A 22,804-nucleotide genomic window follows, 5' to 3' on the forward strand; every position below is an offset into this window, starting at 1 on the left:
AGCGTAACTAGAATAGCGCTGTTGATGGAGGTAAAAATGAAGGATACCTTAAAGATCGGGTTACTAGGATTAGGAACTGTAGGCACTGGCGTTTTAACTCTCTTGAAAGAACATCAAGAGAAAATTTCACAAGTGACAGGAATGAATGTAGTCATTGAAAAAGCATTTGTCCGAAATCTTGAAACGAAACAAGCGCAAGCGGAAGAATACGGTCTGTCTTTAACAACTTCAATTGATGATATTTTAGAAGATAAAGAGATTCAAATCGTTGTGGAATTAATGGGAACCATTGAACCAGCCAAAACGTATATCATGAAAGCTTTAGAAAAGGGCAAACATATTGTGACTGCCAATAAAGATTTACTGGCGCAACATGGGAGTGAATTAGTAGCGTTAGCCCAAAAACATCATTGTGATTTATATTATGAAGCAAGTGTTGCTGGCGGGATTCCAATTTTAAGAACAATTGCTAATAGCTTAGCGGCAGACAATATTCAACAAGTTTTAGGGATTGTGAACGGTACGACGAATTATATGCTTACGCAAATGGTTTCTGCTGATAAAAGTTATGAAGAAGCTTTAGCAGAAGCGCAAGCGTTGGGATTTGCTGAAGCGGATCCGACAAATGATGTCGATGGAATTGACGCAGCCTATAAAATGGTTATTTTAAGTCAATTTGCTTTTGGGATGAATGTTTCATTACCACAAGTTGATATTCGTGGAATTCGCGGATTGTCTTTAGATGATGTCGCTATGGCTAAACAACTGGGGTATGAAATCAAATTGATTGGCTCTGCTGAACAAAATGAGAATAGTATCTCGGTGGAAGTGGCGCCTATGCTAGTCAATCAAAAGCACCCTATTGCATCTGTTCGGAATGAGTACAATGCAGTATTTATTAAAAGTGCAGGCGTGGGGGAATCAATGTATTACGGTCCAGGAGCTGGAGCTAAACCGACAGCAACCAGTGTGGTCAGTGATTTAATTACGATTGCTAAAAACATTCGCTTGGCAACGACTGGCCATATGTTCAATTCGTATCAACATAAAACACAATTGACGAGTTCCGAAAATGTATTTGGGCAGTACTATTTTTCATTAGATGTTCCAGATACACCAGGACAATTTTTGCAGTTGACGCAATTAATGACTAAAGCAGAAGTCAGCTTTGATCAATTAGTTCAACAGAAATCAGATGGACAGCGAGCAAGAATTGTTGCCATTACACACCAGATATCAAAAGCACAAATGCAACAAGTTGTGATAGCTATTCAAAATACGGAAGCCTTTCAGTTATTGAATGTAATGAAGGTTATAGGAGATGAGTAAACATGTATGAAGGTTTGTTAAAACAGTATCAAGCGTATTTGCCCGTAACAGAAAAAACACCAATGATTTCTTTAGCCGAAGGAAATACGCCACTGATTCCTTTACCTAATTTATCCAAAGAATTAGGTATTCAATTATATGGAAAATACGAAGGCTTAAATCCCACCGGCTCATTCAAAGATCGCGGGATGGTGATGGCTGTAGCAAAAGCGGTAGAAGAAGGTGCCAAAGCGATTGTTTGTGCTTCTACAGGAAATACTAGTGCCGCCGCTGCTGCGTATGCCACAAGAGCAGGCATTAAAGCGTATGTAGTGATTCCAGAAGGGAAAATCGCACTGGGAAAATTGGCGCAAGCTATTATGTATGGGGCAGACATTATTTCGATTCCAGGTAACTTTGATGAAGCATTAAAAGCGGTGCGAGAGATTGCGAAAACTGAGGCAGTTGCGCTAGTTAATTCAGTGAATCCTTATCGCTTAGAAGGGCAAAAGACAGCAGCTTTTGAAGTTTGTGAACAATTAGGTCAAGCGCCCGATGTCTTAGCGATTCCAGTTGGAAATGCCGGCAATATTTCCGCTTACTGGAAAGGCTTTAAAGAATGGCATGAAAAACAAGGAACAACTTTACCAAGAATGCATGGTTTTGAAGCAGAAGGTGCCGCAGCGATCGTGAAAGGCCAAGTGATTGAGCAACCTGAAACCGTGGCAACAGCGATCCGGATTGGAAATCCTGCTAGTTGGCAACTAGCAGAACAGGCACGGGATGAATCCGGTGGTTTCATTGATGCCGTGACAGATCAAGAAATTTTAACGGCTTACCGAAAAATTGCTGCTCAAGATGGGGTTTTCATTGAACCTGGTTCGGCTGCTTCATTAGCTGGAGTTATTCAACATGTTAAAAGCGGTAAAATCAAAGCAGGTGAAACCGTCGTGGCAGTCTTTACTGGTAACGGACTGAAAGATCCTGATACAGCAATGGAGACAGAAGTAGCTATTTCAAAAATGAGTGACGTGGAAGAAATGCGTCTGCACTTACGAAAAGGAGTCGCAACACTATGAAAATAAGAGTACCTGCCACTAGTGCCAACTTAGGACCTGGCTTTGATTCATGTGGCATTGCATTATCCGCTTATTTAACAATCAACGTTTTAGGTGAAAGTGAATTTTGGGAAATTCAACATACTTTGGGAGAAGAGATTCCTACTAATGAAGAGAATTTATTAATTCAAACGGCATTGAAAATTGCACCAGAATTAACACCAAAAGTTATTCGGATGGTTTCTGACATTCCCCTTGCAAGAGGACTAGGCAGTAGCTCAAGTGTGATTGTAGCAGGCATTGAATTAGCTAACCGACTAGCACATTTAAATTTGTCCCCTAAAGAAAAAGTTCGTTTGGCCACAGAGATGGAAGGACATCCTGATAATGTTGCCCCAGCTATTTTAGGAGATTTCGTGGTGGCTAGCCATGTAGAAAACCAAGTCTACCATGTCAAACATCACTTTCCAATGTGTGATGTCATTGCATTTATTCCAGAGGAACCATTATTTACCGAAAAAAGTCGCGCTGTTTTGCCCGAAAAATTGACTTATAAAGAAGCGGTCGCGGCCAGCTCAATTGCCAATGTTATGATTGCCGCAATTTTAAACGGGGATTTACCTTTAGCAGGCAAAATGATGGAACAAGATAAATGGCATGAAACGTATCGTCGTTCATTGGTTCCTCACTTAAAAGAAATTCGTCGTTTAACTCAGCAAAAAGGTGCTTATGGCTCTTTCTTAAGCGGTGCTGGTCCAACTGTGCTAATCTTGTCGCCAGAAGAACGAACCAACGAAATTGTTCAAAGTTTGGAGAAATTATCTACCAAAGCGAGCATCCAAATTTTCAATATTGATCAAGAAGGCGTTCAAGTCTTTTAAAAAAACGAGAAAAAATCACTAGTGATTTTTTCTCGTTTTTTTTAATCCTCGGCTGTTTCCGTGGAATAATAACTATGATCTTCTAAGTTCAAAGCATTAAGAATCATTGAGGCAGTTTCTTCAATTGAAAGAGAAGCGACATCAATAACGATACAACCTAATTTTTGATAAAGATCATTAGCAAAAGCCAGTTCTCGCCGAATTTTTTCAATATCTGAATAAGAAGTATTTTCAGGTAATCCATATGCGCGCATTCGTTCTTTACGAATCCCGTTTAAAACATTGGGATCATTGGTTAAGCCAACAATTTTTTTAGGGTCCATTTCGAATAATTGTTTCGGTAAATGTGCTTCAGGAATTAGTGGCAAATTAGCAACTTTTAAGTTCTTGTTGGCTAAAAAGAGACTTAGCGGTGTTTTAGAAGTTCGGGAAACGCCAAGAAGTAACACATCCGCTTCTAAAAAGCCTCGTGGGTCCTTGCCATCGTCATATTTGACAGCAAATTCCATTGCTTCAATTCGTTTAAAATAATTTTCATTCAGATGATGTAAGGCACCTGGTTCCCGCATGGGTGCGACACCTGTTAATCGTTCGATTTCCGCAACTGGTGGTGTCAAAATGTCAAAATGGAACAATTGATGCTCATTGAAAAATTGATTAGCAATCGCCACGAGATGATCATTAATGATAGTATGCAGTACCATGGCCTCTGCTTTTTTGGCATCTTCTAACGCTTGCACCAGTTTATCTTCGTCTTTAACGAATGTTCGTCTAATCAAAGTAAAATCAACAGTGGGGTACTGGGCCATTGAAGCAGCCGCCAATTTTGAAGCGGTCTCGCCAGCAGAATCTGAGATGACAAAAATCGTCACACATTTTTTTTCTTCAGAAATAGTCATAGAGGGTAAGTCCTTTCTTGCATTTTTAATAATTTTATTATACCATAAGTCCAGAATCTATTTCGTAATGATTCTGATTTAGGTTGGTGAGGGAGGAAATGGCGATGGCACCAGTAAAAACCAATATTGAACAAGCCTTAGAAACCATGAAAGCCAGTGGATTAAAATATACTAAAAAACGAGAATTACTGATGAGCTATTTGATTAAGCGAAATCGGTATGTTTCTGCACGTGAAGTGTATGAATTTATGAATGAAACCTTTAAAGGAGTCAGTTATGATACGGTTTATCGTAACTTGCATGACTTTGAGCGCTTAGAATTGCTAGAAAAAACAGAATTAAATGGCGAACAAAAGTTTCGCTTCCGTTGTTGCCAAGAGGTGGAACATCATCATCACTTTATTTGTACGGTTTGTGGCAAAACGGAAGAAATTCACATGTGTCCGATGAATTTTTTTGAAGAACAGTTAAAAGGTTGTTCAATTGAAGGACATCGCTTTGAAATCCTTGGTCGTTGTGCCGATTGTTGCGAAAAATAGCGAATAAGACGAAAAATCAAACAAAAATTTCGTATTTTATCAGTAGAGTGGTTGACGGTTATTTATGCTTTAGCTATAATATAACAAGGACAGTATTTTAATTTGTGGGTTTTTCCCACAAATAAGAAAAACGGTTACTTTTTAAGCTCGGAGGGAGGGAATAACATGTCAAAAACAGTCGTTCGTAAAAACGAATCTCTTGATGATGCTCTTCGTCGCTTCAAACGTTCCGTTTCAAAAGCGGGTACTTTACAAGAATCACGTAAACGTGAATTCTACGAAAAACCAAGTGTAAAGCGTAAGAAAAAATCTGAAGCAGCTAGAAAACGTAAAAAATTCTAGTTTTGAATGAATTGGAGTTGGTGGTATGTCATTGCTAACCACATTGAATGACGACATTAAAACAGCGATGAAAGCTAAAGACAAAGAAACTTTAGCCGTACTTCGTATGTTAAAGACTGCCATTCAAAATGATCAGATTAAAGCGGGCCGTGAATTGAACGGAGAAGAAGAACTCACTGTATTGTCTCGTGAGATGAAACAGAGAAAAGATTCTTTATCAGAGTTTGAAAAGGCGGGACGCGACGATCTTGTTGAAAAAGTAAAAGTTGAAATAGCAATTGTTGAAAAATATATGCCTCAACAACTAACGGAGGAAGAAATTCGTCAACTAGTTCAAGAGGTAATGACGCAAACTGGCGCCACTTCACCAAAAGATTTTGGTAAAGTGATGGGCGCTATGATGCCGAAAGTCAAAGGCAAAGCCGATGGCAACCAAGTTAACGCAATTGTGAAAGAATTATTACAAGAAAACTAAGAGCGTTATCGAAACTAGGACAGGATACTGTCCTAGTTTTTTTATGCAAAGAGAAAACCGGTAGCTTTTTACGGTTTTCTCTTTTTTGACTTTCAAAGTCAAATCAGGTACGACTTCTTTTTAAACAGATAAGAATGTGGTATCATTGTAAAGGACTATATAATAAAGGAGATGGACGTTTTTTGACAGATAATCAGTCAAAATCTTTGGAATTAATACTTACTGATTCTGATGATGCACACATGCTTTTAGGAACACATGATAAACATATCAAATTTTTAGAAGAGAATACCCACGTAACGATTAATAGTCGTGGCGAAGTTATTCAGTTAATTGGCGAATCATCAGAGGTAGAGTTAGTCGCTTCCGTGTTAAGAGCGCTACAAACATTAATTCAACGAGGCATCAAAGTGCATACGCCAGATGTCGTTTCTGCTTTAAAAATGGCCAAAGCTGGAAATTTAGAGGCGTTTATTGCCATGTATGAAGAAGAAATTATGAAGGACCATCATGGTCGGGCCATCCGAATTAAGAATGTTGGTCAAAAAAAATATATCGATGCAGTTAAAACTCATGACGTCATTTTCGGGGTGGGACCTGCGGGGACAGGAAAAACCTTTTTAGCCGTGGTGATGGCAGTAGCAGCCTTAAAAAAAGGCGAAGTACAAAAAATTATTTTAACTCGTCCAGCGGTGGAAGCTGGCGAAAGCTTGGGCTTTTTACCAGGTGACTTAAAAGAAAAAGTCGATCCTTATTTACGTCCAGTTTACGATGCCTTGTATCAAATTTTTGGTATGGATCATACAAATCGTTTAATGGAACGCGGCGTTATTGAAATTGCCCCGCTTGCTTATATGCGTGGTCGTACATTGGATGATGCTTTTGTCATTCTAGATGAAGCACAAAATACCACGGTTGCCCAAATGAAAATGTTTTTAACTCGTTTAGGGTTTAGTTCAAAAATGATTGTTAATGGAGATACTAGTCAGATTGACTTGCCACGTGGTGTAACAAGTGGTTTAGTTAACGCCGAGCGTACGTTAAAAGACATTGAAAAAATTGCCTTTGTAAATTTTGAAGCCAGTGACGTTGTGCGTCATCCTGTTGTAGCACAAATTATTCAAGCCTATGAAAAAGAACAACAAAAGCATTCCTAAGCAGTTAGGGAAGGAGTGAAAGTACCTTTTGAAAAAAGTACTTACAAAGTTAGGGGATCGTTTAGGTAAAGCCTATTTGCCTATTTTATTAGCCGTTTTTTCTCTTCTTTTATTTATGATTATGTTTGGCAGTGTCCATCAGAAAAGAGTAGAAATTAAAGAAGGTCAACTGGCCGAGAAAACCATTCGTGCAAATAAAAATATCGAGAATACCTACGAAACAGAACAAAGAAAAAAATTGGCAGCAGAAGCTGTCACACCCGAATATATTTATCAAGAAGATACGGCATCTGTCCAACATAATCGTATTGATAAATTATTTAAATTGATTGATTCTGCGAATGAAAAAGTAGACAAAGAGTACAGCAACAAGCAAGCGAAGGCCAAAAAGGAAGAAACGATTCCTGCGCCGACCGTGGAAGAACGAGTGGCTAGCTTAAAATCATTGTTTGAATCTTTACCGCAAGATGAAGTTACGTTTTATCAAAGTTTTCCTAATGTTTTTTATCAAACAATCTTTACATTAACCTCTGAGCAATTGGATAAGGTTCGTTCAGAAAGTTTGATGTTGGTGGATGACGCGATGCAAAATCACGTTCGAGAATCTGATTTGGATAAAATTCGCCAAGAAGCTAACGGTAAAATTCAATACTTAGATATTACGAGTACAATGCAACAAGTCATTCGTTACATTGTTAACCAAGGGATTGTGGTAAACGATATTGCCAATGAAAAACGAACAGAAGAGCTACGCCAAAAAGCGATGAATGCTGTTCAACCCGCAATGATTTATCAAGGCGAAATTATTGTTCGTGAAGGTACTCAAATTGATGCAAAAGCGGTCGAAAAACTTGAGTTACTAGGAATGACTAGTCAAAATACCTCTATTTTTCCGATGGTGGCATTAGCATTAGCTATTTTACTTCAAGTTGAAGTGTTAATTTTCTTTACAAAACAAGTGACTGAGCCTTCGCGACAACGCTCGTTTATTATCTTTTACACGGGTGCTATGCTAATCAGTGTTATTTTAATGAAATTCTTCCAGATTTTCCAAACAGAGCAGTTGATGTATATTCCCTTGTTCTATCCAGCAGCCTTTGCACCGCTGATTCTAAATCATTTTGTGAATCGTCGTTCAGGGATAATCGCTGCCATTTTCCAAGTCGTTTTTGCGTTATTTATCTTTTATAATTCTATTGGCACAAACTCGTTGACGGTTATTCTGATTATGTACTTATTCTCAGGATTTCTAGCAACAGTTGTTAAACGGAAACGGATGAGTGAGCAAGTTTTCCCAGCTTTAATGTGGGTAGTGGTCTTTCCTGTTTTCATGGCGGTTGTCTTAATGATTTATCAAGGGATGAGTTTAACAGATGGTAAAACGTGGACAGCTTTAATTTGTGCAAGTGCAGGAACGGTACTTTCATTTTTAGCAACAATGGGCTTGCATCCATATATCGAATTATTAGTGACCGATGATAGTATGATTGTCTTGAATGAATTAAGTAATCCGAACCATCCGTTGTTAAAACAACTGTTAGAAGAAGCGCCAGGTACCTATCATCATAGCATGATGGTGGCTAGTTTGAGCGCTAACGCTGTTGCTGAGATTGGCGGGCGGTCGCTATTAACACGAGTTGCTTGTTATTACCATGACATTGGCAAAATTAAACACGCCAATTTCTTTGTGGAAAACTTACCTGCTGGAGCAGAAAATCCACATAACTTTTTATTACCAGAAGATAGTAAACAAATTATTTTTGGCCACGTAATTGATGGCGCCAAAATTTTAGAAGAGTACAATATGCCGCAAATGGTGATTGACATTTGTCGTCAACATCATGGCACAACATTGATGAAATTTTTCTATGTGAAAGCAAAAGAACGCAATCCTGAAATTAAAGAATCCGACTTCCGTTATCCTGGACCACGTCCACAAACACGAGAAGCAGGGATTGTGAGTATTGCTGATACTTGTGAGGCTGCTGTGCGGGCGATGGATCATCCCACCAACGAAAAAATTCAAGCCTTTGTGCATAATGTGATTCAAGATAGAATTTCAGATGGCCAATTAGATGAATGCGGGTTAACGATGAAAGAGATTCGCATCATTGAAAAATCATTAATTAATGGATTATGCAGTACCTTCCATTCACGGATTAAGTATCCAAAAATGAAAGCTGAAGCAGAAGAAATGAAAGATGAACAAGAAAAGAGAGATGACTAATGGATATTACTTTCATTGATGAAACCGAGAAAGTACCAACAGAAGAAATCAAAGAAATCGAAAACTTGCTGCAATTTGCAGCGGGTTTTCTAGAAATTGCCGAAGATACGGAGATGTCGGTGACTTTTACAGATAACGCAGGTATCCAAGTGATTAATCGTGACTATCGGGGCAAAGATATGCCTACAGATGTCATCAGTTTTGCTTTAGAGGATGAAGGGGAAGACGAATTGCCAATTATTTTTGATGATGAAGAGTTGGCAGAGCTACCACGTAATCTAGGTGATTTAATTATTTCAACAGAGCGAGCAGCAGAACAAGCAGTTGAATATGGGCACACATTGGAACGAGAAATGGGCTTTTTGGCAGTACATGGCTTTTTACATTTGAATGGGTACGATCATATGGAACCTGAAGATGAAAAAGAAATGTTTGGTTTACAGAAAGAGATTTTAGATGCGTATGGCCTTAAAAGATGAGCAAACAGGAAAGAATAAACATTTTATTAATTCATTAGAATTTGCCTGGCAAGGAATCAAAACAGTTTTTCGAGAAGAACGTAATATGCGCAAACATGTGGCGTTTGGTGTCACGGCCATTGTGTTTGGTTTCTTGTTTTCCTTAACACTTGCTGAATGGCTGTGGTTGTTATTGGCTGTTTTTCTTGTCTGGTTGGCAGAAATTATCAACACAATTTTTGAAAATGTCGTAGATATGTTTACGGATTTTCACTTTCATCCAATCGGAAAAAAAGTTAAAGACATGGCCGCAGGAGCTGTTTTATTAACAGCCGGTTTCGCAGTGCTAGTAGGACTAATTCTATTTGTACCAAAAATTTTACAAATCATTCAAATGTGGAAATAAGAGGAGAAATACAATGACAACTGAACATAAATCTGGTTTCGTAGCCATTGTCGGCAGACCAAATGTTGGAAAATCAACATTGTTAAATCGAATTGTCGGCCAAAAAATTGCAATTATGAGTGACAAAGCACAAACAACTCGTAATAAGATTCAAGGAATTTATACAATTCCTGAAGCACAAATTGTTTTTATCGATACTCCAGGGATTCACAAACCTAAACACCGCTTAGGCGATTTCATGGTGGAAAGTGCCTACAATGCGATGCGTGAAGTAGATGCTACTTTATTTATGGTAAGTGCTGATCAAAAACGCGGGAAAGGTGACGACTTTATTATTGAACGATTGAAAAATAATAATAGTCCAGTCTACTTGATTATTAATAAAATTGACAAAGTCCATCCAGATGATTTATTGAGTATTATTGAAGACTATTCGAAACAAATGGACTTTAAAGAAATTATTCCCATTTCTGCCACTGAAGGAAATAATTTTGAGCATTTGATGGATGTTCTCGTTGAGCAAATGCCAGAAGGACCACAATATTTCCCTGATGACCAAATTACGGATCATCCAGAATATTTTATCGTTTCTGAACTAATTCGTGAAAAGGTGTTACTTTTAACAAGAGATGAGATTCCTCATTCTGTCGCTGTTGTTGTGGACTCAATGAAACGGGATGAAAACGATAAAGTCCATGTCCAAGCAACCATTATTGTGGAACGGGACAGTCAAAAAGGTATCATTATTGGCAAAGGCGGAAAAATGCTGAAACAAATTGGTACCAAGGCGCGTCAAGATATTGAATATTTATTAGATGACAAAGTGTATTTGGAGCTGTGGGTAAAAGTCCAAAAAGACTGGCGTGACAAAAAAATCTATTTACAAGATTTTGGTTATCGCAAAGAAGAATATTAAGAAAGTAGTGTTTGGGAAGCGAGTGTATAAACGAACTTTCCAAACACTACACTAATTTACATAAGAAATGGAAGTGAATTGAATGGCATTAGGGGAGACCAAAGGCATTATTTTATTTACGAAGGATTTTAAAGAGAAGGATAAACTCGTCAAAATTTTTACAGAATCCTATGGAAAATTGATGTTTTTTGTGAAAGGTGCGCATCGAAAAAATAATCCTCTTTTGCCAGCGATTCTGCCATTTACAGAAGCCGTCTACATCGGAAACTTTAGAGAAGAAGGCTTATCTTTTCTCAATAGCAGCAAAGAAGTTCAACCTTTTCGAAACATTCAACAAGACATATTTATTAACGCATATGGAACATATATTTTAAACTTAGTCGATGCAGCAATTGAAGATCAGCACTATGATCCGAACTTATTTCAATTTACCCACATGGCATTATCCGCTTTAAATGAGCAAAAAGATCCGGAAATCATTACAAATATTTTTGAAATTCAATTGTTAGAACGGTTTGGTGTACGACCAGAATGGCATCATTGTGTGGCTTGTGGCGAAACACAAGGGAAATTTGATTATTCCTCAAAATATAGCGGTGTGCTTTGTGAAAAACATTGGCATTTAGATGAACAGCGCTACCATGCAGATCCTAGAGCAATTCATTTTATTCGCTTATTTTCGCAAGTCTCCTATGAAAAAGTCCAAAACATTCAAGTAAAAGAAGAAACTAAGAAAAGTATTCGAGAAACGATTGATATGTTATACGATGAATATGTTGGTTTGCACTTAAAAAGTAAAAAATTTATTGATCAAATGAAAACGTGGGAAAATACGTTAAAAATTCCGCCACGAAAGAAGGAAGAAAAATAAACATAAACAAGCAGACGTTTTTCTAAAAAAAATTTGACAACTTCCCTCAGACACCGTATTATGATAGAGAAGTTAAATACGTACGAAGAAAAAGAGAAGTAAAAAGAACCCTCTGTTAAGCGAATCTGGGAGAGTGGGAGCCAGAAACACGGAACTTTTGAAAGGCACTTTGGAGTACGACAAACGAAGCTGCCGATGAACACATCGGAAGTAGGGTGGAACCGCGATAATTATTCGTCCCTATGTCTATTAATAGGCATGGGGACTTTTTTCTGTGAATCACTACGATTGGCGCAAATGCGACAGAGTAGATGATGAACAGTACAAGGTGACCAAAGGGAACGTTGTCTCCTCTATGTTAAAACAAACTGCTTAGCCAAAAACATGGAGTAGATGATGAACAGCACAAGGTGACCAAAGGGAACGTTGTAACCGAATAAAAAAAGCAAACAGTTAACACCAAAAGAAAAAATAGTAACGTTTATTCAAAAAAGCTCAATTGGCGCAAAGGCGACAGAGTAGATGATGAACAGCATAAAAATTATCCCATTCTACAAAATTGTTTCTCTGTAGCCCTTTTTAAATTTACATTCCAGAAGCAAAGCCAATCCCTATGTCTATAAAAAATATTCCAAGGAGGAAAACAATGAAAAACAAGTTAACCGTACAAGAAATGATTTTAACCTTGCAAAAATTTTGGTCATCTAATGGCTGTATGTTAATGCAAGCCTATGATACAGAAAAGGGAGCCGGTACCATGAGTCCTTACACGTTTTTACGTGCCATTGGACCTGAACCATGGAATGCTGCCTACGTAGAGCCTTCTCGTCGTCCAGCTGATGGACGCTATGGTGAAAATCCGAACCGTCTATACCAACATCATCAATTCCAAGTTGTAATGAAGCCTTCTCCTGAAAATATCCAAGAACTTTATCTAGAAAGTTTGAAATTATTAGGAATTGATCCATTAGAACATGACATTCGTTTTGTAGAAGATAACTGGGAAAATCCCTCAATGGGTTGTGCTGGTTTAGGTTGGGAAGTTTGGTTAGATGGCATGGAAATTACCCAATTTACGTATTTCCAACAAGTCGGGGGCTTACAATGTCATCCTGTCACTTCTGAAATTACTTACGGGTTAGAACGCTTGGCATCATATATCCAAGAAGTCGAAAGTGTCTATGATTTAGAATGGACACAAGGCGTTAAATATGGTGAAATTTTTGTTCAACCTGAATATGAACATTCAAAATATTCCTTTGAAATTAGTAACCAAGAAATGCTTTTAGAAAACTTTGACAAATTTGAAAAAGAAGCTAAACGCTGTATTGAAGAAAGTTTAGTTCATCCAGCCTATGATTATATTTTAAAATGTAGCCATACATTCAATTTATTAGATGCTCGCGGCGCTGTCTCTGTAACGGAACGTGCAGGATATTTAGCCCGCATTCGGAATATGGCTCGTTCCGTAGCGAAAATTTTTGTGGCTGAACGTGAAAAATTAGGGTTCCCATTATTAAATAAAGACCAACACGTATCCAAGGAGGCAGAATAACATGGCAAAAGATTTATTATTAGAAATTGGCTTAGAAGAAATGCCCGCACATGTTGTCACACCAAGCCGTATCCAACTTGAAGAAAAAGTAATCAAATTTTTAGATGAACATCATTTAGACTATGAAACAGTGCAATCCTTTGCCACACCTCGTCGTTTAGCCGTGAAAGTAACTGCGATTCCTGAAAAACAAGCGGATGTTGAAGAAGAAGTAAAAGGTCCAGCGAAAAAAATTGCTTTAGATGCTGAAGGAAATTGGTCAAAAGCTGCACAAGGTTTTGTACGCGGCCAAGGAGTTACAACTGAGGACATTGTTTTCAAAGAATTAAATGGTGTCGAATATGTCTATGTGACGAAGTTTACCAAAGGCCAAAGTGCCAAAGAGGTATTAACAAAATTAAATGACGTGATTACAAGTCTAACTTTCCCGGTAACAATGCACTGGGCAAACTATGATTTCGAATATATTCGTCCAATTCACTGGATTGTGGCACTACTTGATGATGAAGTAATTCCTTTCAAAGTGTTAGACGTGACAACAGGGCAAACTTCTCGTGGCCACCGTTTCTTGGGAGACGATGTGACGTTCCAACATGCTAATGAATATGAAGCAAAATTAAAAGAACAATTTGTAGTGGTTCAACCGAATGAACGGAAACAAATGATTGTTGATCAAGCGAACGCTCTCGCTGCAGAAAAAAATTGGCAGTTAGCTTTAGATGAAGAATTATTGGAAGAAGTTACGAATTTAGTGGAATATCCAACTGCATTTGTAGGTAGTTTTGATGAAAAATATTTATCTGTTCCAGATGAAGTATTAGTGACTTCTATGAAAGAACACCAACGTTATTTTGACGTTCGTAACGACCAAGGCTTATTAATGCCGCATTTTATCGCTGTTCGCAATGGGGATAATGTTCACCTTGAAAACGTGATTAAAGGAAATGAAAAAGTGTTAATTGCTCGTTTAGAAGATGCAGAATTCTTTTACAATGAAGATAAAAAATTAACGATTGAAGCATGTGTTGAAAAACTAAAAAATGTGACTTTCCATGAAAAGATTGGCTCAATTTATGAAAAAATGCAACGGGTTGCTTTAATTGCACAAATCATTGGTCGAAAAGTTGGCTTATCTGAGGATGAATTGGAAGATTTAAAACGTGCCTCTGAAATTTATAAATTTGACTTAGTAACAAATATGGTTGGTGAATTCCCAGAATTACAAGGAATTATGGGAGAAAAATATGCCTTATTACAAGGCGAAAAACCAGCCGTAGCAACGGCGATTCGAGAACATTATCTACCAACTTCCAGTGAAGGTGAATTGCCAGAAACAGCAATCGGGGCTGTTTTAGCCTTAGCCGATAAGCTTGACAGCGTCTTTTCATTCTTCTCAGTTGGTATGATTCCAACAGGTTCTAACGATCCTTATGCACTTCGTCGTCAAACCTATGGCGTTATCCGAATTATTGAAGATAAAGGCTGGACCTTCCCATTAGTTCAATTACAAACAGAAGTTGATGAAGCAGTGAATCAAGATGTTGAGAAATATGGCGTTTTACTAAACGAAGGACAAGCAGAAGTCGTTGAATTTGTGAAAGCTCGCTTACGTCAATTATTAATGACGAAAAATGTTCGCCATGACATTATCGATGCAGTGGTGTCTGCTGAGCAAGCCGATTTATCGAAATTATTTGCTTCAGCGAATATTTTAAAAAGCCGTTTTGAAGATCAAGATTTTAAACCATCAATGGAAGCCTTAACGCGTGTTATTAATTTAGCGAAAAAAGGTCAAGAACTTTTAGGTGATACTGAAGAAGGGATTGATCCAAGTCTGTTTGAAAATAAGGCAGAAAAAGAACTGTATCAAGCAGTTAACGATTTATCTGAAGCATTTGCGACACGCACGATTGCAGAAAACTATGAAGCACTAGTAAATCTACGTCCGTTAATTGATGCGTACTTCAATGAAACGATGGTTATGGTTGAGGATGAAAAAGTCAAACAAAACCGATTAAAACAATTAATGCAAATTGCTAAAATGGCGTTATCAATTGCTAGCTTAGATTTATTAATTGTGAAATAAAAAGCGCTGTTTTTCGACCGCTAAGGAGGAACCGACAGTATGCTAGAAACAACATTTGAACAAATTTTAACACAATTATCAAAGCCAGCTGTTCGTGCGCTAACGAATGAAAAAATCGACAGTGTGGATGAACTCTACGCACGAGGCCGAAAAGCGTTACTTTCGTTGCATGGCTTTGGTCCAAAGTCTATTCGAACTATTGAAGAGATGACTGGGAAAGAATTGAAGTAAAAAAAGGATCGCCGTTTAGAGGCGATCCTTTTTTTATTTACGTTTTTGTTTTCCAGCATTACGACCTTTATTGCCGTTTGCTTTTGGTTGGTTCGTTTTTTGCGTTACTTTGTTTGTTTCTTTTGGTGTCACATCCTTGATAGGAGTAACCACTTGTTTTGGTGGGTTATTTTTCAATTCTTCTTGTACTTGTTTTTTAATTCTTGGACGTAAGAGGATATTTGTGATGGCAGATTGAATACATGTGAAAATACCACCAACTACCCAGTAAAGCGCTACGCCTGCAGGTGAGCTAAAGGACATGAAAACAATCATTAATGGTGAAACAATCAGCATTGATTTCATTGTTTTCTTTTGTTCTTCAGGAATACCAATCATTGAAATATAGCCTTGAGCTAAATAGGCTAAACCAGCTAATGCCACTAAAATCATATTTGGTTGCCCTAAATTCATTCCTAAGAAGCTTGCCGTGGCAATACCTTTTGTATAACGAGCAGCAAAGAACAGAGAAGAGAAAATAGGCATTTGAATTAATAAAGGCAAACAACCAATTCCGCCAACCATACTCACATTGTTTTCTTTATAAATCTTTTGTAGTTCTGCTTGTGCGGCCATTTGTTCTTCACGCGTACTTGCTTGTTTCATTTTTGCTTGTGCAACATCCACTTGGGGTTTGATTGCTTGCATTTTTTCCGTTTGGATAAAGCTTTTTTTCGATTGATGTAAGCCTAACGGTAAAATAATGATCCGTACAATAATGGTGATAAAAATAATCGCCCAACCATAGTTCCAATTAAAGTTATCGACAAGATAAGTAATTGCATTACTCATCGGTAAAACAAGGAAGTTATAGACAAAACCTTCACCAGTTGGTTGTCCATCTGCTCCTGTTTTCACACAGCCTGATAAAAACATTACTAAAAATAGTAAGCCAGAGCCGTAAAGCCATCGGTTTAATTTACGCATGTAATTCGGTCCTTTTCTAAAAAATTTTTACATGGTTAACTATACTTGAAACAGCGCTCTTTTTCAATCAAAATCGAAAAGAAGCTCTTACAAAAATCAATAAAAAGCAGGAACTACTTGCTGTTCAAGGCTTCTTCCCAAAGAAATCAATCGTTAGAAAGTAAGTTTATTGAATCACTTTAAATTGTTCCGTTTCTTCTAACAAAGGGTCTTCTTGAATATCAACATACGTTACACGTCCCGCTGGACTGGGAGAATCTTTGATTTTTTTGATAAATGTTTCCATTATGTCTTCAGGTGCAATTGCTGTGATTGAAACGGACCCGTCGTCTTCGTTTCTCACTGAACCAGTGACACCTAATTGATCTGCCACCATTTTGGTCATGTAGCGGAAGCCAACACCTTGGACACGCCCTTGTACATTCATTCTTAGTTTTTCCATGAGAGACACTTCCTTTGCTTTTTTCTTTATGATAGCGATTTTTCTTGGTTCTAGCAAGTATCCAAGCAAGCTAGAAGCATGCTATAATACAAAGGCGAGGTGACTTATGAAAGAAATTACATCAACGAAAAATAACCAATTAAAAGAATGGAAAAAATTACACAAAAAGAAGTACCGAGAAGAACTGAACCAATATATAATAGAAGGATTTCATTTAGTTGAAGAAGCTGTGAAGGCCAATGCCGATGTCCAGTGGATTTTGTTTAACCAAAGAGGTCAACAAGAATGGGGAACTTGGTTAGCTGAACAAGAAACAGAAAAATTAATTTTTGTTAGTGATGAGGTTTTAAATAGCTTGTCGGAGCTGCCAACTTCACAAGGAATTTTGGCAATTGTCACCTTGGAAACGCAACAAGAGCAGTCGCTTTCTTTTAAAGGTGGTTGGTTACTTTTAGATAATATCCAAGACCCTGGTAATGTTGGTACGATGATTCGCACAGCTGATGCAGCGGGTTTAGCAGGCGTGATTTTAGGTAAGGGCACAGCAGATATTTACAATACAAAAGTGTTGCGCTCAATGCAGGGAAGCCACTATCATTTACCAGTTCTCCAACGAGAGTTGACTGAAGTGGTTCAGGCATTCAAGAAGCAAGGTCTACCAGTTTTCGGTACAGAACTAAATGAAGCTGCGATTGCTTATTATGAACAAGAGGCAGTGGAAAATTATGCGTTGATTTTAGGCAATGAAGGTAGCGGGGTTTTGCCAGAATTGTTAGCAGAAACCACGAAAAATCTTTATATTCCAATGAAAGGTCAAGCAGAATCATTGAATGTCGCTATCGCAGCGGGCGTGTTAATGTTTTATTTTGAAAATAATCAATAACAGAAACGAGTGTCAAAAAATGCTGACTATCAAAAAGACAACCCAGTTAACAGAAAAAGAATTAGAAACCATTATGGCTATTTGGCTGCAAACGAATCTAGAGGCTCATCCATTTGTCGCACCAACTTATTGGCAAGAAAATAAGGCATTTGTCCGCGCTGCGTTACCAAAAGCAACACTGATCTTAGCGGAAGAAGAGGGTCAGATAATTGGGTTTTTAGGCTTAATGGATAACTATATCGCAGGAATTTTTATAAAAAAAGCGTTTCAAGGGAAGGGCATCGGTCAGAAATTACTGCAAGTAGCAAAAGAAGAACAGGATGTCTTATCTTTGGCTGTTTACAGGGAAAATCAAGCAGCTTACGCCTTTTATCAAAAACAAGGCTTTGTCCAACAAAAGCGAACCATCGATGAAACGGGAAACGAAGAATGTCATCTTGTTTGGCAAGCGCAGTAGGAGCGACATTTCTAGTTTTAAGGCTTGCTATTTTTCTGAAAATATCTTATACTGTTAAAGGTGTGATTTTCACATACGAAATCCACATTCTTTTCCATCTGCGAAGTGGTGCTACTACGGTAGTTCTTCAAGGAGTTGACGAAAAGAAGAGGAAAATAAAAACCAAACTGGAGGAAACACAACATGGCAGTAATTTCTATGAAACAATTACTAGAAGCCGGCGTACACTTTGGTCACCAAACTCGTCGCTGGAACCCAAAAATGAAGAAATATATCTTCACAGAAAGAAACGGTATCTACATCATTGACTTACAAAAAACAGTGAAATTAGTAGATGCAGCTTACGATTACATGAAAAACGTTGCAGAAGAAGGCGGCGTTGCTTTATTCGTAGGAACTAAAAAACAAGCACAAGAAGCAATCAAAGATGAAGCAATCCGCGCTGGTCAATACTATGTAAACCATCGTTGGTTAGGTGGTACGTTAACTAACTGGGATACAATCCAAAAACGTATTGCTCGCTTGAAAAAAATCAATGCAATGGAAGAAGACGGCACTTTCGAAGTTTTACCTAAGAAAGAAGTTGCTGGCTTAAACAAAGAACGTGAACGTTTAGAAAAATTCTTAGGTGGTATCGCTGATATGCCAAGAATTCCAGATGTAATGTACATCGTTGACCCGCGTAAAGAACGCATTGCTGTTCAAGAAGCACACAAATTAAACATTCCTATCGTTGCAATGGTTGATACAAACTGTGATCCTGATGAGATCGATGTTGTAATCCCTTCAAATGATGATGCAATCCGCGCTGTGAAATTAATCACTGCTAAAATGGCTGACGCTTTCATCGAAGGTAACCAAGGGGAAGACCAAGCAACTGAAGAGTTATTCGTTGAAGAAACACCAGAAGCAACTTCAATCGAAGAAATCGTTGATGTTGTTGAAGGAAACAACGAATCAGCTGAATAATAATGATTACGGAGCTGTCTCAAAGGCTAGGCGACAAAAAGCCTGATTCTCCTTTGAGATAGCTTTTTTAAAAAGAATTGATAATATCCGAGGAGGACACAAATAATGGCAGACGTTACAGCTAAAATGGTAAAAGAATTACGCGATATGACTGGCGTTGGAATGATGGACGCTAAAAAAGCATTAGTAAAAGTAGAAGGCGACATGGAAAAAGCCGTAGACTTTTTACGTGAAAATGGTATGGCTAAAGCAGCGAAGAAAAATGACCGCATTGCGGCTGAAGGTTTAGCAAACGTAGCAACTGTGGGTAACGTTGCAGCAATCGTTGAAGTAAACTCAGAAACTGACTTCGTTTCTAAAAACGAAATGTTCCAAGATTTAGTTAAAGACATTGCGACTAAAGTTGCTGAAAACAAACCAGCTACGATGGAAGAAGCAATGGCTATTAAAACTGAAAAAGGCACAATTGAATCTGATTTAATCGAAGCAACAACTGTTATCGGTGAAAAAATCAGCTTCCGTCGTTTTGAAGTTGTCGAAAAAGCTGACAATGCTGCATTTGGCGCTTACTTACACATGGGTGGCCGTATTGCTGTATTAACAGTTATCGATGGCACAACTGACGAAGAAGTAGCGAAAGATGTTGCTATGCACATCGCGGCAATCAACCCTCGCTATGTCAACGAATCTCAAATTCCTCAAGAAGAATTAGAACACGAAAAAGCTGTGTTAACTGAACAAGCATTAAACGAAGGTAAACCAGCAAATATCGTTGAAAAAATGGTTGTTGGTCGTCTACAAAAATTCAAAGCAGAAATCGCTTTGGTTGACCAACCATTTGTTAAAGATCCAGATATGACTGTCGAAAAATTTGTTGCTTCTAAAGGCGGCGAAGTGAAATCATTCGTACGTTTTGAAGTTGGCGAAGGTATCGAAAAACGTGAAGATAACTTTGCGGATGAAGTAATGAGCCAAATGAAAAACTAAGAGCATCAAACGCTCGGTTGAAAAGCCGTGAATCATAAGTATCTAAACAGACAGCGATCCCCAAAGGAAGCTGCATAAATTGATTACTGCTTGATTCAAGGCAGTCTTTCAGCCATTTGGGAACGCATAACTTTGATATGCGCTCCCTTTTTTTAGGCAAAACCAGTGGATCGCACTGCTTGGTCTAAAAAATCATTTTGGTGAAAAGTCATCTAAATGAGGAATTGAATGATTTTTAGAGAATCTTGGAGGGAATTATGATGGTTAAACCTAAGTATCAACGTGTCGTATTAAAGTTAAGTGGAGAAGCGCTAGCCGGAGAAGACGGTTTTGGCATTAAACCACCAGTCATTAAAGAAATCGTCCAAGAAATTAAAGAGGTCCATGAATTAGGTATCGAAATGGCCATCGTGGTTGGCGGCGGAAACATTTGGCGTGGACAAATTGGTGCTCAAATGGGCATGGAACGTGCACAAGCTGATTATATGGGCATGTTAGCTACTGTGATGAATGCCTTAGCATTGCAAGATACATTAGAAAATCTTGGTGTGCCTACACGTGTTCAAACATCAATTGAAATGCGTCAAATTGCAGAACCATACATTCGTCGTCGTGCAGAACGTCATTTAGAAAAAGGCCGCGTTGTTATTTTTGCCGGAGGAACAGGAAATCCTTACTTTTCGACAGATACAACGGCTGCGTTACGAGCTGCAGAAGTAGATGCGGACGTCATCTTAATGGCGAAGAACAATGTTGATGGTGTTTATTCTGCGGATCCACGTGTGGATGAAACAGCGACAAAATTTGAAGAACTAACACATTTAGATGTTATTTCTAAAGGGCTGCAAGTAATGGATTCAACAGCAAGCTCATTAAGTATGGATAACGATATTCCTTTAGTTGTCTTTAACCTAAATGAAGCAGGAAATATCCGTCGTGCCATCCTTGGTGAAAATATCGGAACAACTGTAAGGGGGAAATAAAGAATGTCTAAAGAAGTTTTAGCAACAGCCAAAGAAAAAATGACAAAAGCGGAAGAAAGCTTACGCCGTGAATTAGGTCAAATTCGTGCTGGTCGTGCGAACGCAAGTCTATTAGACCGTATTCAAGTAGAATATTATGGTGCACCAACACCAGTTAACCAATTAGCAAGTATCAATATCCCAGAAGCACGTGTATTAATGATTACACCGTTTGACAAAAATTCTATCGCTGACATTGAAAAAGCTATTCAAATGAGTGATATCGGCATTAGCCCAACCAATGATGGAAATGTCATCCGTTTAGTGATTCCACAATTAACGGAAGAACGTCGGAAAGAATTAGCCAAAGACGTGAAAAAAGAAGCGGAGAACTCAAAAGTTGCTGTCCGTAACGTTCGTCGTGATGCAATGGATGAGTTGAAAAAAGCTCAAAAAAATGGCGACATCACTGAAGATGAATTACGTTCATTTGAAAAAGATGTTCAAAAATTAACAGACGATAGCATCAAAAATATCGATGCGATTACTGCTGAAAAAGAACAAGAACTTTTAGAAGTATAAAACCAATCACTAATAAAAATTATTGAATCCAGAGAAGCAAATGCTCTGGATTTTTTTGTATAGATGAGAAAGGCGTATCTCAACGCTCTCTTTGCAAAAGTCATTCTAAAGTAATTATTTAAGAAAACGCTTTCTTTAATAAATTTTTTTATTCTACCAGAATTTTTTTCTTTGTGTAGGGAGGATCACTTAAAAATATAGAGAAACTTTGAAATATCAGCCTTTTAAAATTTTTCTTCACAAATTGAATCCTAAAATTTGATGATAAGAGTTGTTATTTTTAGCAATTGTAATTTGCGATTCATTCTCAATTAGGCTAAAATGAGTGAGAACGGAAAAACGATTAAAACAAGTTGGAGGGAATTGTACATGTCTGTGTTAGAAATCAAAAATTTACACGTATCAATTGAAGATAAAAAGATTCTAAAAGGAGTCGATTTAACAATTAATACTGGAGAAATCCATGCAATTATGGGACCTAATGGAACTGGTAAATCTACTTTATCAGCAGCAATTATGGGAAATCCTAACTACGAAGTCACAGAAGGAGAAATTCTATTTGACGGCGTCAACGTTTTAGATTTAGAGGTAGACGAGCGTGCTCGCTTAGGTTTATTCTTAGCAATGCAATACCCAAGTGAAATTCCAGGAATTACCAATGCTGAATTCATGCGTGCAGCAATCAATGCAAAACGTGACGAAGACAACAAAATGTCAGTTATGCAGTTCTTAAAAAAATTAGATAGCAAAATGGAATTATTAAATATGCCTGAAGAAATGGCTGAGCGTTACTTAAACGAAGGTTTTTCTGGCGGCGAGAAAAAACGAAATGAAATTTTACAATTATTGATGTTAGAGCCAACGTTTGCCATTTTAGATGAAATTGATTCAGGCTTAGATATCGATGCGTTAAAAGTAGTTTCTAAAGGGGTTAATGAAATGCGCGGCGAGAACTTTGGTGCGTTAATTATTACCCATTATCAACGCTTATTGAACTATATCACGCCAGATGTTGTTCATATCATGATGGAAGGCCGCGTTGTGAAAACCGGTGGGGCTGATTTGGCAAAACGTTTAGAAACAGAAGGCTATGCTGGTATCAGCCAAGAATTAGGTATTGATTACAAAGAAGAAGCGTAAGGAGGAC

General features: G+C 37.9%; 25 protein-coding genes. 22 read left to right on the forward strand and 3 right to left on the reverse strand.

Translation table 11 applies throughout. The features are described 5' to 3' along the window. The first annotated feature begins 36 nt into the window (after positions 1–36). From IGL80_RS04650 to thrB, 3 genes are read left to right on the forward strand one after another with little or no spacing between them, the layout of a single operon-like run. Positions 37–1,329, forward strand: a complete 1,293-nt coding sequence (locus IGL80_RS04650; RefSeq protein WP_002359742.1) for a homoserine dehydrogenase — start codon at positions 37–39, stop codon at positions 1,327–1,329. Between the two features lie 2 nt (positions 1,330–1,331). Then, positions 1,332–2,387: a threonine synthase gene (thrC, locus tag IGL80_RS04655; RefSeq protein ID WP_002356733.1), complete on the forward strand. Its 1,056-nt coding sequence runs from the start codon at positions 1,332–1,334 to the stop codon at positions 2,385–2,387. Further along, positions 2,384–3,247 carry a homoserine kinase gene (gene thrB, locus IGL80_RS04660; RefSeq protein ID WP_002359743.1) on the forward strand — a complete coding sequence of 288 codons (864 nt, stop codon included), beginning with the start codon at positions 2,384–2,386 and terminating at the stop codon, positions 3,245–3,247. Before thrC ends, thrB begins: the two co-directional genes overlap by 4 nt. A 41-nt stretch (positions 3,248–3,288) precedes the next feature. Here thrB and IGL80_RS04665 read toward each other — a convergent pair whose 3' ends face one another. Continuing rightward, positions 3,289–4,146: a pyruvate, water dikinase regulatory protein gene (locus tag IGL80_RS04665; protein ID WP_002389973.1), complete on the reverse strand. Its 858-nt coding sequence runs from the start codon at positions 4,144–4,146 to the stop codon at positions 3,289–3,291. A 98-nt stretch (positions 4,147–4,244) separates the two neighbouring features. Here IGL80_RS04665 and IGL80_RS04670 point away from each other — a divergent pair, with 98 nt between their 5' ends. The 12 genes from IGL80_RS04670 (at position 4,245) to IGL80_RS04725 (ending at position 15,409) form a co-directional block, all read left to right on the forward strand. Next, positions 4,245–4,685, forward strand: a complete 441-nt coding sequence (locus IGL80_RS04670; protein ID WP_002387080.1) for a Fur family transcriptional regulator — start codon at positions 4,245–4,247, stop codon at positions 4,683–4,685. Between the two features lie 165 nt (positions 4,686–4,850). Continuing rightward, positions 4,851–5,027: a 30S ribosomal protein S21 gene (gene rpsU / locus IGL80_RS04675; RefSeq protein ID WP_002356740.1), complete on the forward strand. Its 177-nt coding sequence runs from the start codon at positions 4,851–4,853 to the stop codon at positions 5,025–5,027. A 25-nt stretch (positions 5,028–5,052) separates the two neighbouring features. Continuing rightward, the gene (locus tag IGL80_RS04680; RefSeq protein ID WP_002356741.1) at positions 5,053–5,502 is read left to right on the forward strand and encodes a GatB/YqeY domain-containing protein; all 450 of its coding nucleotides are present in this window, start codon (positions 5,053–5,055) and stop codon (positions 5,500–5,502) included. 134 nt (positions 5,503–5,636) lie between these two features. Then, positions 5,637–6,659 (forward strand): PhoH family protein, encoded by a 1,023-nt coding sequence (locus IGL80_RS04685; protein WP_002356743.1) that lies wholly within the window; start codon positions 5,637–5,639, stop codon positions 6,657–6,659. A gap of 28 nt (positions 6,660–6,687) precedes the next feature. Beyond that, a complete protein-coding gene (locus tag IGL80_RS04690; RefSeq protein WP_002356744.1) occupies positions 6,688–8,886 on the forward strand; it encodes an HD family phosphohydrolase in 2,199 nt (732 codons plus the stop codon). Next, positions 8,886–9,365, forward strand: coding sequence for an rRNA maturation RNase YbeY (gene ybeY, locus IGL80_RS04695; protein WP_002356745.1), 480 nt, complete (start codon positions 8,886–8,888; stop codon positions 9,363–9,365). Before IGL80_RS04690 ends, ybeY begins: the two co-directional genes overlap by 1 nt. Then, entirely contained in the window at positions 9,349–9,750 is a 402-nt protein-coding gene (locus tag IGL80_RS04700) for a diacylglycerol kinase family protein (RefSeq protein WP_002382764.1), read from the forward strand. The genes ybeY and IGL80_RS04700 overlap by 17 nt, the downstream gene beginning before the upstream one ends. 13 nt (positions 9,751–9,763) lie before the next feature. Beyond that, the gene (gene era / locus IGL80_RS04705) at positions 9,764–10,666 is read left to right on the forward strand and encodes a GTPase Era (RefSeq protein ID WP_002359745.1); all 903 of its coding nucleotides are present in this window, start codon (positions 9,764–9,766) and stop codon (positions 10,664–10,666) included. 82 nt (positions 10,667–10,748) lie between these two features. Then, on the forward strand, positions 10,749–11,537 hold the full coding sequence (recO, locus tag IGL80_RS04710) for a DNA repair protein RecO (protein ID WP_002359746.1): 789 nt from the start codon (positions 10,749–10,751) through the stop codon (positions 11,535–11,537). Positions 11,538–12,183: 646 nt separating this feature from the next. Then, the gene (gene glyQ, locus IGL80_RS04715) at positions 12,184–13,092 is read left to right on the forward strand and encodes a glycine--tRNA ligase subunit alpha (RefSeq protein ID WP_010706545.1); all 909 of its coding nucleotides are present in this window, start codon (positions 12,184–12,186) and stop codon (positions 13,090–13,092) included. Position 13,093: 1 nt separating this feature from the next. Beyond that, a complete protein-coding gene (gene glyS / locus IGL80_RS04720) occupies positions 13,094–15,178 on the forward strand; it encodes a glycine--tRNA ligase subunit beta (RefSeq protein WP_002359749.1) in 2,085 nt (694 codons plus the stop codon). Positions 15,179–15,217: 39 nt separating this feature from the next. Next, positions 15,218–15,409 (forward strand): DNA-directed RNA polymerase subunit alpha C-terminal domain-containing protein, encoded by a 192-nt coding sequence (locus IGL80_RS04725; protein ID WP_002356753.1) that lies wholly within the window; start codon positions 15,218–15,220, stop codon positions 15,407–15,409. 33 nt (positions 15,410–15,442) lie between these two features. Here the strand turns inward: IGL80_RS04725 and yidC are convergent, their stop codons facing one another. Together yidC and IGL80_RS04735 are read right to left on the reverse strand one after the other, a co-directional pair. After that, complete coding sequence (gene yidC, locus IGL80_RS04730) at positions 15,443–16,375, reverse strand: membrane protein insertase YidC (protein WP_002356755.1); 933 nt, start codon at positions 16,373–16,375, stop codon at positions 15,443–15,445. Between the two features lie 166 nt (positions 16,376–16,541). Further along, positions 16,542–16,817, reverse strand: coding sequence for an acylphosphatase (locus IGL80_RS04735; RefSeq protein ID WP_010706543.1), 276 nt, complete (start codon positions 16,815–16,817; stop codon positions 16,542–16,544). 106 nt (positions 16,818–16,923) lie between these two features. Between IGL80_RS04735 and IGL80_RS04740 the strand changes: the two genes are divergently transcribed. From IGL80_RS04740 to sufC, 7 genes are all read left to right on the forward strand, one after another. Next, on the forward strand, positions 16,924–17,700 hold the full coding sequence (locus tag IGL80_RS04740; RefSeq protein ID WP_002359753.1) for a TrmH family RNA methyltransferase: 777 nt from the start codon (positions 16,924–16,926) through the stop codon (positions 17,698–17,700). Positions 17,701–17,719: 19 nt separating this feature from the next. After that, positions 17,720–18,157, forward strand: coding sequence for a GNAT family N-acetyltransferase (locus IGL80_RS04745; protein WP_002359755.1), 438 nt, complete (start codon positions 17,720–17,722; stop codon positions 18,155–18,157). Positions 18,158–18,340: 183 nt separating this feature from the next. After that, positions 18,341–19,126, forward strand: a complete 786-nt coding sequence (rpsB, locus tag IGL80_RS04750; RefSeq protein ID WP_002356759.1) for a 30S ribosomal protein S2 — start codon at positions 18,341–18,343, stop codon at positions 19,124–19,126. A 105-nt stretch (positions 19,127–19,231) separates the two neighbouring features. Then, positions 19,232–20,113, forward strand: a complete 882-nt coding sequence (gene tsf / locus IGL80_RS04755) for a translation elongation factor Ts (RefSeq protein WP_002356760.1) — start codon at positions 19,232–19,234, stop codon at positions 20,111–20,113. Between the two features lie 260 nt (positions 20,114–20,373). Beyond that, positions 20,374–21,096: a UMP kinase gene (pyrH, locus tag IGL80_RS04760; protein ID WP_002356761.1), complete on the forward strand. Its 723-nt coding sequence runs from the start codon at positions 20,374–20,376 to the stop codon at positions 21,094–21,096. A gap of 3 nt (positions 21,097–21,099) precedes the next feature. Beyond that, on the forward strand, positions 21,100–21,657 hold the full coding sequence (gene frr, locus IGL80_RS04765; RefSeq protein WP_002356762.1) for a ribosome recycling factor: 558 nt from the start codon (positions 21,100–21,102) through the stop codon (positions 21,655–21,657). Between the two features lie 369 nt (positions 21,658–22,026). Beyond that, positions 22,027–22,797, forward strand: coding sequence for a Fe-S cluster assembly ATPase SufC (sufC, locus tag IGL80_RS04770; RefSeq protein ID WP_002356763.1), 771 nt, complete (start codon positions 22,027–22,029; stop codon positions 22,795–22,797). Positions 22,798–22,804 lie beyond the last annotated feature (7 nt).

The sequence above is a fragment of the Enterococcus sp. DIV2467a genome (assembly GCF_050532945.1).
In the GTDB taxonomy this organism is placed as follows: Bacteria; Bacillota; Bacilli; order Lactobacillales; family Enterococcaceae; genus Enterococcus; species Enterococcus faecalis.

Excerpts from the sequence above, each read along its gene's own strand:
- IGL80_RS04650 (WP_002359742.1), top strand. The coding sequence starts at position 37 with ATGAAGGATACCTTAAAGATCGGGTTACTAGGATTAGGAACTGTAGGC.
- thrC (WP_002356733.1), top strand. The coding sequence starts at position 1,332 with ATGTATGAAGGTTTGTTAAAACAGTATCAAGCGTATTTGCCCGTAACA.
- thrB (WP_002359743.1), top strand. The coding sequence starts at position 2,384 with ATGAAAATAAGAGTACCTGCCACTAGTGCCAACTTAGGACCTGGCTTT.
- IGL80_RS04665 (WP_002389973.1), bottom strand. The coding sequence starts at position 4,146 with ATGACTATTTCTGAAGAAAAAAAATGTGTGACGATTTTTGTCATCTCA.
- IGL80_RS04670 (WP_002387080.1), top strand. The coding sequence starts at position 4,245 with ATGGCGATGGCACCAGTAAAAACCAATATTGAACAAGCCTTAGAAACC.
- rpsU (WP_002356740.1), top strand. The coding sequence starts at position 4,851 with ATGTCAAAAACAGTCGTTCGTAAAAACGAATCTCTTGATGATGCTCTT.
- IGL80_RS04680 (WP_002356741.1), top strand. The coding sequence starts at position 5,053 with ATGTCATTGCTAACCACATTGAATGACGACATTAAAACAGCGATGAAA.
- IGL80_RS04685 (WP_002356743.1), top strand. The coding sequence starts at position 5,637 with ATGTGGTATCATTGTAAAGGACTATATAATAAAGGAGATGGACGTTTT.
- ybeY (WP_002356745.1), top strand. The coding sequence starts at position 8,886 with ATGGATATTACTTTCATTGATGAAACCGAGAAAGTACCAACAGAAGAA.
- IGL80_RS04700 (WP_002382764.1), top strand. The coding sequence starts at position 9,349 with ATGGCCTTAAAAGATGAGCAAACAGGAAAGAATAAACATTTTATTAAT.
- era (WP_002359745.1), top strand. The coding sequence starts at position 9,764 with ATGACAACTGAACATAAATCTGGTTTCGTAGCCATTGTCGGCAGACCA.
- recO (WP_002359746.1), top strand. The coding sequence starts at position 10,749 with ATGGCATTAGGGGAGACCAAAGGCATTATTTTATTTACGAAGGATTTT.
- glyQ (WP_010706545.1), top strand. The coding sequence starts at position 12,184 with ATGAAAAACAAGTTAACCGTACAAGAAATGATTTTAACCTTGCAAAAA.
- glyS (WP_002359749.1), top strand. The coding sequence starts at position 13,094 with ATGGCAAAAGATTTATTATTAGAAATTGGCTTAGAAGAAATGCCCGCA.
- IGL80_RS04725 (WP_002356753.1), top strand. The coding sequence starts at position 15,218 with ATGCTAGAAACAACATTTGAACAAATTTTAACACAATTATCAAAGCCA.
- yidC (WP_002356755.1), bottom strand. The coding sequence starts at position 16,375 with ATGCGTAAATTAAACCGATGGCTTTACGGCTCTGGCTTACTATTTTTA.
- IGL80_RS04735 (WP_010706543.1), bottom strand. The coding sequence starts at position 16,817 with ATGGAAAAACTAAGAATGAATGTACAAGGGCGTGTCCAAGGTGTTGGC.
- IGL80_RS04740 (WP_002359753.1), top strand. The coding sequence starts at position 16,924 with ATGAAAGAAATTACATCAACGAAAAATAACCAATTAAAAGAATGGAAA.
- IGL80_RS04745 (WP_002359755.1), top strand. The coding sequence starts at position 17,720 with ATGCTGACTATCAAAAAGACAACCCAGTTAACAGAAAAAGAATTAGAA.
- rpsB (WP_002356759.1), top strand. The coding sequence starts at position 18,341 with ATGGCAGTAATTTCTATGAAACAATTACTAGAAGCCGGCGTACACTTT.
- tsf (WP_002356760.1), top strand. The coding sequence starts at position 19,232 with ATGGCAGACGTTACAGCTAAAATGGTAAAAGAATTACGCGATATGACT.
- pyrH (WP_002356761.1), top strand. The coding sequence starts at position 20,374 with ATGGTTAAACCTAAGTATCAACGTGTCGTATTAAAGTTAAGTGGAGAA.
- frr (WP_002356762.1), top strand. The coding sequence starts at position 21,100 with ATGTCTAAAGAAGTTTTAGCAACAGCCAAAGAAAAAATGACAAAAGCG.
- sufC (WP_002356763.1), top strand. The coding sequence starts at position 22,027 with ATGTCTGTGTTAGAAATCAAAAATTTACACGTATCAATTGAAGATAAA.